The 14,367-nt window shown below is 72.8% G+C and carries 17 protein-coding genes; 14 read left to right on the top strand and 3 right to left on the bottom strand.

Going from position 1 to position 14,367, the window contains the following annotated elements; translation table 11 throughout:
• Nucleotides 1-9: 9 nt before the first annotated feature.
• Nucleotides 10-1,098: an alkene reductase gene (locus ASC60_RS24340; RefSeq protein WP_055554408.1), complete on the top strand. Its 1,089-nt coding sequence runs from the start codon at nucleotides 10-12 to the stop codon at nucleotides 1,096-1,098.
• A 384-nt stretch (nucleotides 1,099-1,482) separates the two neighbouring features.
• Here the strand turns inward: ASC60_RS24340 and ASC60_RS24335 are convergent, their stop codons facing one another.
• Nucleotides 1,483-2,400, bottom strand: coding sequence for a LysR substrate-binding domain-containing protein (locus ASC60_RS24335; protein ID WP_055554406.1), 918 nt, complete (start codon nucleotides 2,398-2,400; stop codon nucleotides 1,483-1,485).
• A gap of 119 nt (nucleotides 2,401-2,519) precedes the next feature.
• Between ASC60_RS24335 and ASC60_RS24330 the strand changes: the two genes are divergently transcribed.
• A complete protein-coding gene (locus ASC60_RS24330) occupies nucleotides 2,520-2,843 on the top strand; it encodes a multidrug efflux SMR transporter (RefSeq protein WP_055554404.1) in 324 nt (107 codons plus the stop codon).
• Nucleotides 2,844-2,889: 46 nt separating this feature from the next.
• On the opposite strand, the gene ASC60_RS24325 is transcribed toward ASC60_RS24330, so the two are convergent.
• Both ASC60_RS24325 and ASC60_RS41755 read right to left on the bottom strand, forming a co-directional pair.
• Entirely contained in the window at nucleotides 2,890-3,522 is a 633-nt protein-coding gene (locus tag ASC60_RS24325) for a TIGR03085 family metal-binding protein (RefSeq protein ID WP_055554402.1), read from the bottom strand.
• Nucleotides 3,523-3,588: 66 nt separating this feature from the next.
• Nucleotides 3,589-4,191, bottom strand: coding sequence for a hypothetical protein (locus ASC60_RS41755; protein WP_159043303.1), 603 nt, complete (start codon nucleotides 4,189-4,191; stop codon nucleotides 3,589-3,591).
• 406 nt (nucleotides 4,192-4,597) lie between these two features.
• Here ASC60_RS41755 and hisI point away from each other — a divergent pair, with 406 nt between their 5' ends.
• From hisI to ASC60_RS24265, 12 genes are all read left to right on the top strand, one after another.
• Nucleotides 4,598-4,963 (top strand): phosphoribosyl-AMP cyclohydrolase, encoded by a 366-nt coding sequence (gene hisI / locus ASC60_RS24315; RefSeq protein WP_055554395.1) that lies wholly within the window; start codon nucleotides 4,598-4,600, stop codon nucleotides 4,961-4,963.
• Between the two features lie 74 nt (nucleotides 4,964-5,037).
• Complete coding sequence (locus ASC60_RS24310) at nucleotides 5,038-6,537, top strand: anthranilate synthase component I (protein WP_055554393.1); 1,500 nt, start codon at nucleotides 5,038-5,040, stop codon at nucleotides 6,535-6,537.
• A gap of 77 nt (nucleotides 6,538-6,614) precedes the next feature.
• Nucleotides 6,615-7,283: a TIGR02234 family membrane protein gene (locus ASC60_RS24305; protein WP_055554391.1), complete on the top strand. Its 669-nt coding sequence runs from the start codon at nucleotides 6,615-6,617 to the stop codon at nucleotides 7,281-7,283.
• Nucleotides 7,284-7,418: 135 nt separating this feature from the next.
• Nucleotides 7,419-7,658, top strand: coding sequence for an HGxxPAAW family protein (locus ASC60_RS24300; RefSeq protein ID WP_055554389.1), 240 nt, complete (start codon nucleotides 7,419-7,421; stop codon nucleotides 7,656-7,658).
• 103 nt (nucleotides 7,659-7,761) lie between these two features.
• Nucleotides 7,762-8,175, top strand: coding sequence for a DUF2752 domain-containing protein (locus ASC60_RS24295; RefSeq protein WP_234357102.1), 414 nt, complete (start codon nucleotides 7,762-7,764; stop codon nucleotides 8,173-8,175).
• Nucleotides 8,176-8,311: 136 nt separating this feature from the next.
• A complete protein-coding gene (trpC, locus tag ASC60_RS24290; protein ID WP_055554387.1) occupies nucleotides 8,312-9,121 on the top strand; it encodes an indole-3-glycerol phosphate synthase TrpC in 810 nt (269 codons plus the stop codon).
• Nucleotides 9,118-9,264: a tryptophan biosynthesis modulator TrpM gene (trpM, locus tag ASC60_RS44130; RefSeq protein ID WP_370592959.1), complete on the top strand. Its 147-nt coding sequence runs from the start codon at nucleotides 9,118-9,120 to the stop codon at nucleotides 9,262-9,264. Before trpC ends, trpM begins: the two co-directional genes overlap by 4 nt.
• 204 nt (nucleotides 9,265-9,468) lie before the next feature.
• The gene (gene trpB, locus ASC60_RS24285) at nucleotides 9,469-10,704 is read left to right on the top strand and encodes a tryptophan synthase subunit beta (RefSeq protein ID WP_055554385.1); all 1,236 of its coding nucleotides are present in this window, start codon (nucleotides 9,469-9,471) and stop codon (nucleotides 10,702-10,704) included.
• Nucleotides 10,704-11,519 carry a tryptophan synthase subunit alpha gene (trpA, locus tag ASC60_RS24280; RefSeq protein ID WP_055554383.1) on the top strand — a complete coding sequence of 272 codons (816 nt, stop codon included), beginning with the start codon at nucleotides 10,704-10,706 and terminating at the stop codon, nucleotides 11,517-11,519. Before trpB ends, trpA begins: the two co-directional genes overlap by 1 nt.
• Before the next feature lie 67 nt (nucleotides 11,520-11,586).
• Complete coding sequence (locus ASC60_RS24275) at nucleotides 11,587-12,363, top strand: thioredoxin domain-containing protein (protein ID WP_055554381.1); 777 nt, start codon at nucleotides 11,587-11,589, stop codon at nucleotides 12,361-12,363.
• 72 nt (nucleotides 12,364-12,435) lie between these two features.
• Nucleotides 12,436-13,440: a prolipoprotein diacylglyceryl transferase gene (lgt, locus tag ASC60_RS24270; protein WP_055554379.1), complete on the top strand. Its 1,005-nt coding sequence runs from the start codon at nucleotides 12,436-12,438 to the stop codon at nucleotides 13,438-13,440.
• A gap of 175 nt (nucleotides 13,441-13,615) precedes the next feature.
• Nucleotides 13,616-14,347 carry a VIT1/CCC1 transporter family protein gene (locus ASC60_RS24265; protein ID WP_055554377.1) on the top strand — a complete coding sequence of 244 codons (732 nt, stop codon included), beginning with the start codon at nucleotides 13,616-13,618 and terminating at the stop codon, nucleotides 14,345-14,347.
• The last annotated feature ends 20 nt before the right edge of the window (nucleotides 14,348-14,367 follow it).

Here is a 14,367-nt window from a genome sequence, read left to right as displayed (position 1 = left end):
GGTACCGGCATGACGAACGCACTCTTCGAACCGGCCCGCCTCGGCCCCCTCGACCTCCCCAACCGCCTGGTGATGGCCCCGCTGACCCGTAACCGCGCCGCCGCCGACGGCGTACCGCTGCCGATCATGGCCACCTACTACGCCCAGCGCGCCTCCGCCGGGCTGATCATCGGCGAGGCATCCACCCCCAACGCGGAAGGCCAGACCTACCCGAACATCACCGCGATCCACAACCAGGCCCACGTGGCCGGCTGGCGGCGCGTCACCGACGCCGTGCACGCGGCGGGCGGCCGGATGTTCCTCCAGCTCCAGCACGGCGGCCGGGTCGGCCACCCCGCCACCAGCGGACTGACCCCGGTGGCCCCCTCCCCGGTCCCGCTCCCCGAGACGATCTTCACCCCGAACGGTCATCAGGAGGCCGTCGTACCGCGCGAGATGTCCCCCGACGACATCCGCACCACCATCGCCGACTTCGCGGCCGCCGCCCGTAACGCCGTCGCCGCGGGCTTCGCCGGGGTGGAGGTGCACTCCGCCAACGGCCATCTCCTCCACCAGTTCCTGGCAGGGAACACCAACCGCCGCACCGACGCCTATGGCGGCCCGGTCGGCCGCCGCATCAGATTCGTGGCCGAGACGGTCCGCGCCGTCGCCGACGCGATAGGCCCCGAGCGGGTGGGCGTGCGGATCTCCCCCCACTCCACCGTCAACGGCATCGAGGAGGGCGACACCGCGCACATCTACCCCGCCCTCATCGAGGCGCTGGCCGACATCGGCCCGGCCTATGCGCACATCGTCCGCGCCGAACCGGAAGACCCCGTGTTCCAGGAGATCCGCAGGACATGGACGGGAACGCTGATCGCCAATCCCCACCTGCCCAGCGCCGCGATCCCCGCCGACGGCGGTCTCCGCCGGGCGACACACCTCCTGGCCGAGGGCGCCGACCTCATCGCCCTCGGCCGCCCCTTCCTCGCCAACCCCGACCTCGTCCACCGCCTCCGCACCGGCGCTCCTCTCAACCCGGTCCGCGACCGGTACCTGATGTACGTGGGCGGCGAGACGGGCTACACCGACTACCCCACCCTGACCGTCGCCTCGTGACGGACGGGGAAGCCGACCGAGTTGGCGATGAAGCTCTGCTGATGGGCATCGTGGTGCGCAGCCGCTGTGCCCGGCCGACTCCTCCGGGGTCCCGGTGGCCTCGTCCTCAACGCACAGGCCTTCGCTGAAGAGCGGCGAGCGAGTCCGGGCGTCTGATCAGCGACAAACCACGGCTTGCGGCTTCTCGATGGCACCCGTCAGGGCGTGAAAGCGGTACGGAAGGCGGTCAGGGCGGTGTCGGGGTCGGTGCGGGCCCAGGATTCGAGGGCTACGACGCCGGTGTAGCCGAGGTCGCGGAGGGCGCGGGCGATGGCGGGGTAGTGGATTTCGCCGGTGCCCGGTTCGCAGCGGCCGGGGCCGGCCCCCAGGAATCCCTAGAACGTACTAGCCTCCCGGCTGGAGCGGTGGGTCCTCGATGTCCTGGCGGATGAGCCACTGGACGAACGTGCGCCCCTCCGGGGTCATATGGGCCTCGCCCTCGCGCCGCAGCAGATAGTGGGACTGGCGCAACGGCACCAGACGGTCGTGCAGCACGACGAGCCGGCCGTCGCGGACGGCGGCGCGCGCGAAGCGCTCGGGGACCAGGGCGCAGTGCAGCCCGGTGGCGGCGAACTGGGTCGCGGCCACGGTGGTGTCGAGCGTGATGGTCGCCTCGGCGCCCCGCGAGGGCGGCGGGGTGTGCGGGAACAGCCGCTGCCAGAGGTCGTCGTAGCCGATGACGTGCACCCGCGGCCGGTGCTCCAGGTCGGCGGGCCCGGTCAGCGGGCCGTACGCCTCCAGATGGGCGGGGGAGCCGACCACCACGGCCTGGTCCTCGTGCAGCAGATCGGCGGTGAACCCGGCCCAGCGGCCGTTGCCGTGACGGATCTCCAGGTCCACCTCGTGCGGCGGCACCTCGTTCGCCCAGATCGCGGTCACCACCCGCAGGTCGATGTGCGGATAGCAGTCGTGGAAGTCCTGGAGGCGGGGCATCAGCCAGGTCATGGCGTACGAGACCTGCACCCGTACGGTCAGCCGGCCCCGCCCGGCCGCCGGGCCGAACAGCCCGGTGGTGCCCGCCGACAGATCGTCGAACGCGCCCCGGACGGTGGGCAGATACGCCTGGCCCATCGGCGTCAGCCGGATGCTGCGCGCCTGGCGCTCGAACAGGGCGATCCCCAGACGCGTCTCCAGCACCCGGATGCGCTGGCTCACCGCCGAGGACGACAGGCCCAGCTCATCGGCGGCCGCCGTGATGCTGCCGAGCCGCGCGGTCGCCTCGTAGGCCAGCAGGCCGGGCAGCGGGGGGAGGGGCGTACGCACGGTCGGCGACGCTACGCGGCGCCTGGCCGGCCGGGCAAGGGCGAGCGACACATTTCGGGGGTCTCAGGCCCCTGCCGACAGGTTTGACGGGTACTTCCCGCCGCTCGGAGACTGTCGGCATGGCCTACCTCCTCCTTCTGGCCGCCATCACCGCCGAATTGATCGGCACCAGTCTCCTCAAATCCACCGCGGGCTTCTCCCGCCCCGGGCCCGCCCTGGCCTGCCTCGCCTCGTACGCGGTGGCGTGCTTCCTGCTGGCGCGGGCGATCCACGACGGGATGCAGGTCGGCGTGGGGTACGCCCTGTGGTCGGGCCTCGGCACGGCACTGATCGTGCTGATCGGTCTGCTCTTCCTGGGCGAACCGCTCACCGCGGTGAAGGCGCTGGGCGTGGCCCTGGTGATCGGCGGCGTCATCACGCTCAACCTCGGCAGCGCGCAGTGACGGCGCGCGGCTCAGCCGCCGCGGATGCCGCGGATGCTCGGAAGCCTCAGACGCCGAGCTTGGCCTCCCGCACCGCGGCCACCGCCTCCTTGTCGCCGTCCAGCTCGACCCGGGCCGCCTTCTGCCGCCCGTACAGGAACAGCGCCAGCTCGCCGGGCTCGCCGGTGCACGTGACCACCGGGACACCGCGGTGGGCGACGGCCGTGCGGCCGTCGGGGCGCCGCAGCACCAGGCCGACCGGGGACTTGCGGCCGAACACCCGCGCGACCCGCTCGGTGCGGGACCACAGCGCGTCGGCGAAGACGGGGTCGATCTCGCGCGGCGTCCAGTCCGGCCGCGCACGGCGGACGTCCTCGGCGTGCACGTAGAACTCGACGGTGTTGGCCGCCTCGTCCACCTGCTTCATCGCGAAGGGTGACATGCGCGGCGGGCCGGTGCGGAACAGCCGCACCAGCTCCTCGTACGGCTTCGCGGTGAACTCGGCCTGCACCCGGGTCAGCCGCTGCGCCAGCGGCTTGATCACCAGGCCGCCGGCCGCGTCGGCGCGGCGCTCGCGCACCACGAGATGGGCCGCCAGATCGCGGGTGGTCCAGCCCTCGCACAGCGTCGGGGCGTCGGGGCCCGCGTTCTCCAAGAGATCGGCGAGGAGCAGGCGTTCGCGCTTCGCGTGAGTGGACATACCGCCCACCCTACGGCCGACGCGCGCCGCCCGCCACGAGAAGGCCACGAAGCGCCCCGGAGGGCGCTACCGCGGTATGGGTTCCTTCAGCTTGGCGCCGTCCTTCCCCGTGCTCACCGTCAGCGCGCACGAGACCCGGTCCTTGCCGTGCTCCGTGTAGGTGCCCAGGGCCGGGTAGAGGGCGTAGTAGTAATACTCCCGGCCGTCGTTGGGGACGCTCTTCAGCCGCTTCTCGGCGTCCGCCGCGCACAGCGAGAGCGCCTTGCGCTGGAGCGCCCGCTCGGAGGCGAAGTCCCCGCTCAGCGTCTCGTTGGAGATCACCTCGCCGTCGTGCGCGCGGTCGCACGAGCGCTTCTCGATCCTCGTCACGCTGCTGTCCATCGCCGGATGGTCGAAGCAGGTGCCCGGCTTGAGCACGGCATACGGCATCCGGCTGTCGGACGAGGCGGACTCCGAGGCCTCGGGGGACGGCGGAGCCTGGTCGTCCCCGCCGCCCAGCGGCGCGCCCTGGCCCGGGTCCTCCGTACCACCCGCCGAGGCGGACGCGGCGGCCGACGGCGAGAGGGGGCGGTTCGAGGTGGGGGGCGCGCCGGCCGCCTTGTCGTCGCCGCCGTCGTCCCGCGTGCCGAAGAACGCCACCCCGGCGACCACCGCCAGACCCACCGCCACGCCGCTCACGATCGCGGCGGTCCGGGAACGGCCGGTGCCGGGCCGCGGACCGCCCGGAGGCATCCCCGCAGACGCGCCCGGAGGCAGCGCCCCTGGAGGCAGCGCGCCCGGAGGCAGCGCGCCCGGGGGCGGCAGGGGCGGCGGGGGCGGTCCGAAGCCGCCGCGGAGCGCGGGCGGACCGGGCTGCGCCGAGGGGACCGGATCGATCGGCGGACCGAAACCCTCCGGCTGCCGCTGTGAAGGCTGTGGCTCCTGCTGCGGCTGCGGCGGCGGACCGAACCCCCCGCCGTTTCCAGGCCTGTTGGGGTCGTGCGACGGCGGCGGAAACGTCATGCCCGAAGCATGCCCCATCACCCCCGTATCCCGACCATCGGGCCCGGTCCCCCCGGCAGTGCAGAATGGTCGCATGACCGGCTCCGATCGTCCCTCCGCCCTCGACCCGGCCATCGCCGCCCGCCTCAAGCGCGGCGCCGACGGCCTCGTCCCCGCCATCGCCCAGCAGTACGACACCGGCGAGGTGCTGATGCTCGGCTGGATGGACGACGAGGCGCTGCACCGCACCCTCACCACCGGCCGCTGCACCTACTGGAGCCGCAGCCGCCGGGAGTACTGGGTCAAGGGTGACACCTCGGGCCACATCCAGCTGGTCAAGTCCGTCGCGCTCGACTGCGACGGCGACACCGTGCTCGTCCGGGTGGACCAGACCGGCGCCGCCTGCCACACCGGCGACCGCACCTGCTTCGACGCCGACGTCCTCCCGCTGGGCCAGTAGCGCGCCCTGCGGCCGCGCCCGGCCCCACGATCCGCCCACTAGGCTCCCCAGCCATGACCCAGGACGCTGCCACGATGGACCTCGAGACCTTCCGCAAGCTGGCGGCCGACCGCCGTGTCATCCCCGTCACCCGCAAGCTGCTCGCGGACGGCGACACCCCGGTGGGCCTCTACCGCAAACTCGCCGCCGAGCGCCCGGGCACCTTCCTGCTCGAGTCCGCCGAGAACGGCCGTTCCTGGTCCCGCTACTCCTTCGTCGGCGTCCGCAGCGCCGCCACCCTCACCGAGCGCGACGGCCGCACCCACTGGCTGGGCACCCCGCCCGTCGGCGTCCCCACCGAGGGCGACCCGCTCGCCGCCCTGCGCGCCACGGTCGAAACCCTGCACACCCCGCGTGACCTGGGCGGCCTCGTCCATCTGCCGCCCTTCACCGGCGGCATGGTCGGCTACCTCGGCTACGACGTCGTCCGCCGCCTGGAGAAGATCGGCGAGCACGGGCGGGACGATCTGCGGCTCCCCGAGCTGACCATGCTGCTCACCTCGGACCTCGCGGTGCTCGACCACTGGGACGGCACGGTGCTGCTGATCGCCAACGCGATCAACCACAACGACCTCGACACCGGCGTCGACGAGGCGTACGCGGACGCGGTGGCCCGGCTCGACGCGATGGCCGCCGATCTCGTACGGCCCGTCCCCACCGACCCCACCGTCCTGCCCCCGTCCGAGGTGCCCGAGTACACCGCGCTGTGGGGCGGCCCGGACTTCATGGCGGCCGTCGACGACATCAAGGAGCGCATCCGCGCGGGCGAGGCCTTCCAGGTCGTCCCCTCGCAGCGCTTCGAGACGCCCTGCTCGGCCAGCGCGCTCGACGTCTACCGGGTGCTGCGGGCCACCAACCCCAGCCCCTATATGTACCTCTTCCGCTTCGAGGGCTTCGACGTAGTGGGCTCCAGCCCCGAGGCGCTGGTCAAGGTCGAGGACGGCAGCGCCATGCTGCACCCCATCGCCGGTACCCGGCCCCGTGGCGCCACCCCGCAGGAGGACACCGCCCTCGCCGAGGAGCTGATGGCCGACCCCAAGGAGCGGGCCGAGCACCTGATGCTGGTCGACCTCGGCCGCAACGACCTGGGGCGGGTCTGCGAACCCGGCAGCGTCGAGGTGGTCGACTTCATGTCGGTCGAGCGCTACAGCCATGTCATGCACATCGTCTCCACCGTCACCGGCAGGCTCGCGGAGGGGCGCACCGCCTACGACGTCCTCACCGCCTGCTTCCCCGCGGGCACCCTCTCCGGCGCCCCCAAGCCGCGCGCGATGCAGATCATCGAGGAGCTGGAGCCCAGCCGGCGCGGGCTGTACGGCGGCTGCGTCGGCTACCTCGACTTCGCGGGCGACTCGGACACCGCCATCGCCATCCGCACCGCGCTGCTGCGCGACGGCACGGCCTACGTGCAGGCGGGCGCCGGTGTCGTCGCCGACTCCGACCCGGTGGCCGAGGACGCGGAGTGCCGCAACAAGGCGGCGGCGGTGCTGCGAGCGGTGCACGCGGCCAACCGCCTGGGCGGCCGGCAGGGGTAGCCCCGCGCCCGCCCCGTCCCCGCCCCCCGGGCGGCCCTCGGGCGGGCGTGGGTTCGGCGTGGGGGATAGTGGTAGGCGTGAGTGCAGCAGCCGTACCCCCGCCCTGGGCCGAGAACGAGCCCTCCGCCCCCGCCGCGCGCGGCCGCCGAGCGGCGCGCGGCAGCCTCGCCGTCGCGCTGCTGTGCGGTGCGCTCGGCGCGGCACTGGTCCTGCTCGCCACCAGCCGCAAATGGGCCCAGGGCACGGCCAGCGTCGCCCAGGGTTCCCTGGCGCAGAGCGCCAACGGCGACGACATCACCGGGCTGCCCGGTGCCCTCGCCGTCGTCGGCCTCGCCGCGCTGGTGGCCGTCTTCGCCGTACGGCGCGTCGGCCGCGTCGTCGTCTCCCTGCTGCTCGCCCTCAGCGGTACGGGCATCGTCATCAGCGCCGCCCTCGGGGCCTCCGACAAGGCGGCGCTCAAGGAGAAGGCGTCCAAGGTGACCGGCGTGGCGGGCAGCGCCATCCACGACGTGACGTACACGCCCTGGCCATGGGTCGCCCTGGCGGGCGGTGTGCTGCTGCTGCTCGCGGGCGTGCTCGCGCTGGCGTACGGGCGCCACTGGCCCGCCATGTCCGGGCGGTACGAGCGGGCCGGCGCGGAGGGGGCCCGGCGCGGGCGCCGCGCCCCCGCCGCACCCGACCCGGACCGCCCCGAGGAGCTGTGGAAGGCCCTGGACCGGGGCGAGGACCCGACGCTTTCGCGGTAGACAGCGGGTGGACAGCCGGTGCGCACCCGGTGGGCACCCCCGCTCAAGGGCGCTTCCGGCATCGGGGACAATGGCGTGGGAGCTTCGCCCCACGCGCCCGGACCCAGGCGCTGTGTAGAGCTACGAGGAGTATTCATGTCCAACGCCCACGGGCACACCCCGGCCGCCTGGACCGGTGTCACCATCGCCTTCATCGGCTTCTGCGTCTCCGGCGCGTTCACCGTGCTGGCGAACCCGCTCGGCTTCTGGGCGGGCATGGTCATCGCTCTCCTCGGCGGTGTCGTCACCCTGGGGATGCGCGCGGCCGGGCTCGGCGCCCCGAAGGGGAAGCCGCTGCGGATGGTGGGCGAGAAGCAGGTGCAGACCCAGGAGTGACGCGGCCCGGGCGCGGCGCGGGGCCGGTGCCTTTTGGCCCGTACGGGTCATCGGGCACGGTCCTGAGCTGCGCCTTCGTGGTTTTCCGGGGAGACTCGGCGATGTGGTCCTGACTTCCGCGGCGCGCCGGCTCCTCGCTCCGCTGGGCGTGCTCGCCGGTGTCGTCGCCGCCTTCGGGTATGTCGGCGCCGTCGATCCCCATCAGCCCGGCCACTACCCGGTCTGCCCGCTGTTCCGGCTGACCGGCCTCTACTGCCCCGGATGCGGCGGGCTGCGCGGCGCCCACGCCCTCGCGCACGGCGAGCTGCTGCGCGGCTTGAGCGACAACGCGCTGGTCGTGGCGTGCGCGGGCGTGTTCTGCGTGGCGTGGGCGGTGTGGTGCGCCCGGGCTCTGGGGTGGCGGCGGCGCCGCGCGGCGTGGACGTGGCGGGCGTGGCACGCCTGGGCCATCGGGGGCGCGGTCCTCGCCTTCACCGTCATCCGGAATTTCCCCTTCGGGGGACTACTGGCACCCTGACCCTTGTTGTACGTGACGGCGCGTACGACCACGTGGTGGGACGCGGCGTCAACCGGATGCGGGACCTCGGTCCTTTGACAGTTACCATCGCATTCGACCAGAAGCTCCATCCCCGTCCCGGAAGGGGGCCGCTCGCGTGAGTGTGCTCGACGAGATCATCGACGGTGTCCGTGCCGACCTCGCGGAGCGGCAGGCGCGCGTCACCCTCGACGAGCTCAAGGAGCGGGCGGCCAGGGCCCAGCCGGCGAAGGACGGCGTGGCGGCCCTCAAGGGCGACAGCGTCAAGGTGATCTGCGAGGTCAAGCGGTCCAGCCCGTCCAAGGGCGCGCTCGCCGCGATCGCCGACCCGGCCGCGCTCGCCGCCGACTACGAGGCGGGCGGCGCGTCGGTCATCAGCGTGCTCACCGAGCAGCGGCGCTTCGGCGGATCGCTGGCCGACCTGGAGGCCGTCCGGGCCAAGGTCGACATCCCGGTGCTGCGCAAGGACTTCATCGTCACCTCCTACCAGCTGTGGGAGGCGCGGGCGTACGGCGCCGACGTGGTGCTGCTGATCGTGGCCGCGCTGCCGCAGGAGGCGCTGGTCTCGCTGATCGAGCGGGCCGAGTCGATCGGGCTGACCCCGCTGGTCGAGGTGCACGACGAGGACGAGGTCGAGCGGGCCGTGGCCGCCGGGGCGCGGCTGATCGGCGTCAACGCGCGCAACCTGAAGACGCTGGAGGTGGACCGGGGGACCTTCGCGCGGGTCGCACCGGAGATCCCGGACCACATCGTCAAGATCGCGGAATCGGGTGTGCGCGGGCCGCACGACCTGATCGCCTACGCGAACGACGGCGCGGACGCGGTGCTGGTGGGGGAGTCCCTGGTGACGGGCCGCGACCCCAAGGGCGCGGTCGCCGACCTGGTGGCGGCGGGCGCTCATCCGGCGCTGCGGCACGGGCGGGACTGAGGAACATGGACGTGTACGCGCGCCTGGCGCGGGGGTGCCGCCCCCGGGGTTGCCGCGCACCCGCCCGACGGGTGCGGGGGCGTCGCGTGCGCTATCACATCGGATGCGAGCCCGGACAGGTCAACGGGCGCCGATGGCGTTGAGGACGGGGTGTCGCGGGATGCGCCGGGGTTCGTCACCGGTGCGCTGACGGCGCGTTGTCGCATGCGCTGACAGCGCGGTGCCACGGCGCCGCCGCGTCCACGCCGGCGTCCGGCCGCCCCCGCGGCCCCGTCCCCTCCCGTTGCGTAGGCGGCCACCCGTCCGGTGGACCGTTCCGTTCATCACGACTTCGCGGAGTACGTCTGATGTCCTCTGATTTCTTCATTCCGGACCCCGAGGGTCAGATCCCCAGCACCGAGGGGTATTTCGGTGCGTTCGGCGGCAAGTTCATCCCCGAGGCGCTCGTCGCCGCGGCCGATGAGGTCGCCGCGGAGTACGCCAAGGCGAAGGCCGACCCGGCCTTCGCCGCCGAGCTCGAGGATCTGCTGGTCAACTACACGGGGCGGCCCAGTGCCCTGACCGAGGTGCCGCGGTTCGCCGAGCATGCCGGGGGTGCGCGGGTCTTCCTGAAGCGGGAGGACCTGAACCACACCGGATCGCACAAGATCAACAACGTGCTGGGGCAGGCCCTGCTCACCCGGCGCATGGGCAAGACCCGGGTCATCGCCGAGACCGGCGCCGGCCAGCACGGGGTGGCCACGGCGACCGCGTGTGCGCTGTTCGGCCTCGAGTGCACGATCTACATGGGCGAGGTCGACACCGAGCGGCAGGCGCTCAACGTGGCGCGGATGCGGATGCTGGGCGCCGAGGTCATCGCCGTGAAGTCGGGCAGCAGGACGCTGAAGGACGCCATCAACGAGGCGTTCCGCGACTGGGTCGCCAATGTGGACCGCACCCACTACCTGTTCGGGACCGTCGCCGGACCGCATCCGTTCCCGGCGCTGGTGCGGGACTTCCACCGGGTGATCGGCGTGGAGGCGCGGCGGCAGATCCTGGAGCGCACCGGGCGGCTGCCGGACGCGGTGGCGGCGTGCGTGGGCGGCGGGTCGAACGCGATCGGGCTGTTCCACGCGTTCCTGCCGGACGAGAGCGTGCGCATCGTGGGGTTCGAGCCCGCCGGGCACGGCGTGGAGTCCGGTGAGCACGCCGCGACGCTGAGCCTGGGCGAGCCCGGGATTCTGCACGGGTCGCGCTCGTACGTGCTGCAGGACGAGGACGGGCAGATCACCGAGCCGTATTCGATCTCGGCCGGTCTTGACTACCCCGGGGTCGGCCCCGAGCACGCCTATCTGAAGGACGCCGGGCGGGCCGAGTACCGGGCCGTCACGGACGACCAGGCGATGCAGGCGCTGCGGCTGCTCTCGCAGACCGAGGGGATCATCCCGGCGATCGAGAGCGCGCACGCGCTGGCCGGGGCGCTGGACCTCGGGCGGGAGCTGGGCAGTGAGGGACTGGTGCTGGTGAACCTGTCCGGGCGGGGCGACAAGGACATGGACACCGCGGCGCGGTATTTCGGGCTGTACGACGAGGGAGCCAAGTGATGGCCGGAAATCTGGAGCTGCTGGGGTCCGTACTGGCCAAGGCCAAGGACGAGGGCCGCGCGGCGCTCGTCGGCTACCTGCCCGCCGGTTTCCCGACCGTGGACGGCGGCGTGGCCGCGATGACCGCCATGATCGAGGGCGGCTGCGACGTCGTCGAGGTCGGGCTGCCGCACAGCGACCCGGTGCTGGACGGGCCGGTGATCCAGACCGCGGACGACATCGCCCTCAAGGGCGGGGTGAGGATCCGCGATGTGATCCGGACGGTGGGGGAGGTGCACGCCGCCACGGGCGCGCCGATCCTGTGCATGACCTACTGGAACCCCGTCGACCGGTACGGCGTCGAGCGCTTCGCCGCGGACCTGGCCGCGGTGGGCGGCGCCGGGTGCATCCTGCCGGACCTGCCGGTCGAGGAGTCCGAGGTGTGGCGGAAGGCCGCCGAGCAGCACGGGCTGGCCACGGTCTTCGTGGTCGCGCCGAGCAGCCGGGACGAACGGCTGGCGAAGATCACGGCGGCGGGCAGCGGCTTCGTCTACGCCGCGTCCCTGATGGGCGTCACCGGAACGAGGGAATCGGTGGGGCAGGAGGCGCGCGAGCTGGTCACGCGCACCCGTGCGGTCACCGCGCTGCCGGTGTGCGTCGGGCTCGGGGTGTCCAACCCGGCGCAGGCGGCCGAGGTCGCCGCGTTCGCGGACGGGGTCATCGTCGGGTCGGCCTTCGTGAAGCGGCTGCTGGACGCCGAGAGCCCGGAGGCCGGGCTGGAGGGCGTGCGCCGGCTGGCGGGCGAGCTGGCGGAAGGCGTCAGGGCCGCTGCGTAGTCCCTCGTTAGAGGGAAAACGGGGCGGAGGGGCCGAGCGGTGCCCCTCCGCCTCGTTAGGCGAGGGCGTGAGCCAGAAAAACCGTGAGGGAAAGCGCAGCGCCCGGGAGCGGCTGCGGGAACAGCGTGAGAAGGACAGGGCGCGCGGCAAGCGGAAGCGGACGCTCGGCGTGGCCGGGGCGGTGGTCGCCGTCCTCGCGGTGGCCGGCGGTGTGGGCGTGTTCGCGACCAAGGTGAACCAGGACTCGGGGAAGTCGGGCAGCTCCGCCGAGCCGCCCCGGGGCGCGACGGGGAAGGGCGATCTGGTCATTCCGGCCGGGAAGCGAACCGCCCCGGCCACCCTGACGGTGTACGAGGACTTCCGCTGCCCCGGCTGCAAGCAGTTCGAGGACGTCTTCCACCGGACCGTGAACCAGCTGGTGGACCGCGGCCGGATGCGGGTGCGGTACCACCTCGTGGCCATCATCGACGGCAACCTGGGCGGCACCGGCTCGGTGCGCGCGGCGAACGCGGCCGCGTGCGCCCAGGACGCGGGGAAGTTCCGAGCGTACCACGACGTGCTGTTCAAGAACCAGCCGGAGGAGACCCGGGACGCGTACGCGAAGAACGCCGGGCTGATCCGGCTGGCGGACAAGGTGCCCGGGCTCAGCACGGCGGCGTTCAAGAAGTGTGTCGAGGACGGCCGGCACGACGGATGGGTCAGGAAGTCCCACGCCGACTTCAACCGTGCCGGTTTCGCTTCGACCCCGACCGTATTGCTGGACGGAAAGTCGATTTACGGTCCGAAGACCCCGCTGTCGCCCAACAAGCTGAAGCGGATGGTCGCCGCGGCGGCCACGGGCTGAGACCCGTTATCCACACGTTGTGCCGGGCAGGTTGCCGCATCCGCCGCCCGGCACGGTAGCGTCGACCCTGTCATGAACCTCGCTTACATTCCCAGCCCGTCTTCCGGCGTGATCCACCTCGGTCCGATCCCGCTGCGCGGCTACGCGTTCTGCATCATCATCGGCGTTTTCGTCGCCGTCTGGCTCGGTGGGCGGCGCTGGGTCGCCCGCGGCGGCCAGGTCGGCACCGTTGCCGACATCGCCGTCTGGGCGGTGCCCTTCGGCCTGGTGGGAGGGCGGCTCTATCACGTCATCACCGACTACGAGCTGTACTTCACCGCGGGCCGGGACTGGGTCGACGCCTTCAAGATCTGGCAGGGCGGCCTGGGGATCTGGGGGGCGATCGCGCTCGGCGCGGTGGGCGCCTGGATCGGCTGCCGCCGCCGGGGCATCCCGCTCCCGGCGTACGCGGACGCGATCGCGCCCGGTATCGCCTTCGCCCAGGCGATCGGCCGCTGGGGCAACTGGTTCAACCAGGAGCTGTACGGCAAGCCGACCACCCTGCCCTGGGCGCTGAAGATCGACGCCGACCCGGCCACCGGGCGCGTCGCCGGCACGTACCACCCGACGTTCCTGTACGAGTCGCTGTGGTGCGTCGGCGTGGCGCTCCTGGTGATCTGGGCGGACCGCCGCTTCAAGCTGGGCCATGGCCGGGCGTTTGCCCTCTATGTGGCCGCCTACACCGTCGGGCGCTTCTGGACCGAATACCTGCGGGTGGACGACGCCCATCACTTCCTGGGCCTGCGGCTCAACGGCTGGACGTCCATCGTCGTCTTCCTGGGCGCGGTGGCGTACCTGGTGATCTCCGCGAAGAAGGCCCCCGGCCGGGAGGCGGTCGTCGAACCCGCCGCGGTGGAGGCCGGCGCGGCGGGAGACGTCGCGGAGGCCACCGAGGCCGAGTCCGGGACCGACGGCGGGACGAAGGCCGGGAGCGAGACGAAGGCCGAGGCCGGGGAGAAGGCCGGGAGCGAGGCACGGGCCGGGGGCGGAGGCGAGGCGGAGGCCCCCGCCGAGGCGGAGGCCACCAAGAAGCCCTGACACCTGCGCCAAGAGGCCGCCGAACCCCTCGGGTTTCGGCGGCCTTTTTACGTTTCCGCAGGTCAGAAGGGTAAGTTCGGCCTTCCTTGCTGGCGCGACCAGGGATTCCGTGTCTACCTTCGAGTCATTGGGGCGCGGGCGGCAGGCTTGCGCCCGCGAAGGGAGTACCTCACCCATGTCCGTCATCGACACCATCGAGTCGCCGCATATCGCCCACCGCGACAACCACACGCACCGGGATGTGAACGGCGGCTGGCTGCGCCCGGCCGTCTTCGGGGCCATGGACGGGCTGGTCTCGAACCTCGCGCTGATGACCGGCGTCGCCGGCGGGGCCGTGGACCGGCAGACCATCGTGATCACCGGGCTGGCGGGGCTCGCCGCCGGCGCGTTCTCGATGGCGGCCGGCGAGTACACCTCCGTCGCCTCCCAGCGCGAGCTGGTCGAGGCCGAGCTGGAGGTCGAGCGGCGTGAGCTGCGCAAGCATCCCGCGGACGAGATGGCGGAGCTGGCGGCGCTGTACGAATCGCGGGGTGTGGAGCCGGCGCTGGCCCGCGAGGTGGCCGCGCAGCTGTCGAAGGACCCGGAGCAGGCGCTGGAGATACACGCCCGTGAGGAGCTGGGCGTGAACCCGGACGATCTGCCGTCGCCGCTGGTCGCCGCGGTGTCCTCGTTCGGTTCGTTCGCGCTGGGCGCGCTGCTGCCGGTGCTGCCGTATCTGCTGGGCGCGGTGGAGCTGTGGCCCGCGGTGCTGCTGGCGCTGATCGGGCTGTTCGCCTGCGGCGCGGTGGTGGCCCGGGTGACGGCCCGGCCCTGGTGGTTCAGCGGACTGCGGCAGCTCGCGCTGGGCGGCGCGGCGGCGGGTGTGACATATGCCCTCGGCGCATTCTTCGGCACGGCCGTAGGCTGACCCCTCAGCCGCCTCTCATG

The sequence above is a fragment of the Streptomyces sp. NBRC 110028 genome (assembly GCF_001417735.1).
GTDB lineage: Bacteria > Actinomycetota > Actinomycetes > Streptomycetales > Streptomycetaceae > Streptomyces.
Note: the sequence above shows the minus strand (reverse complement) of the source record. Positions and strands in the feature narration are given on the sequence as shown.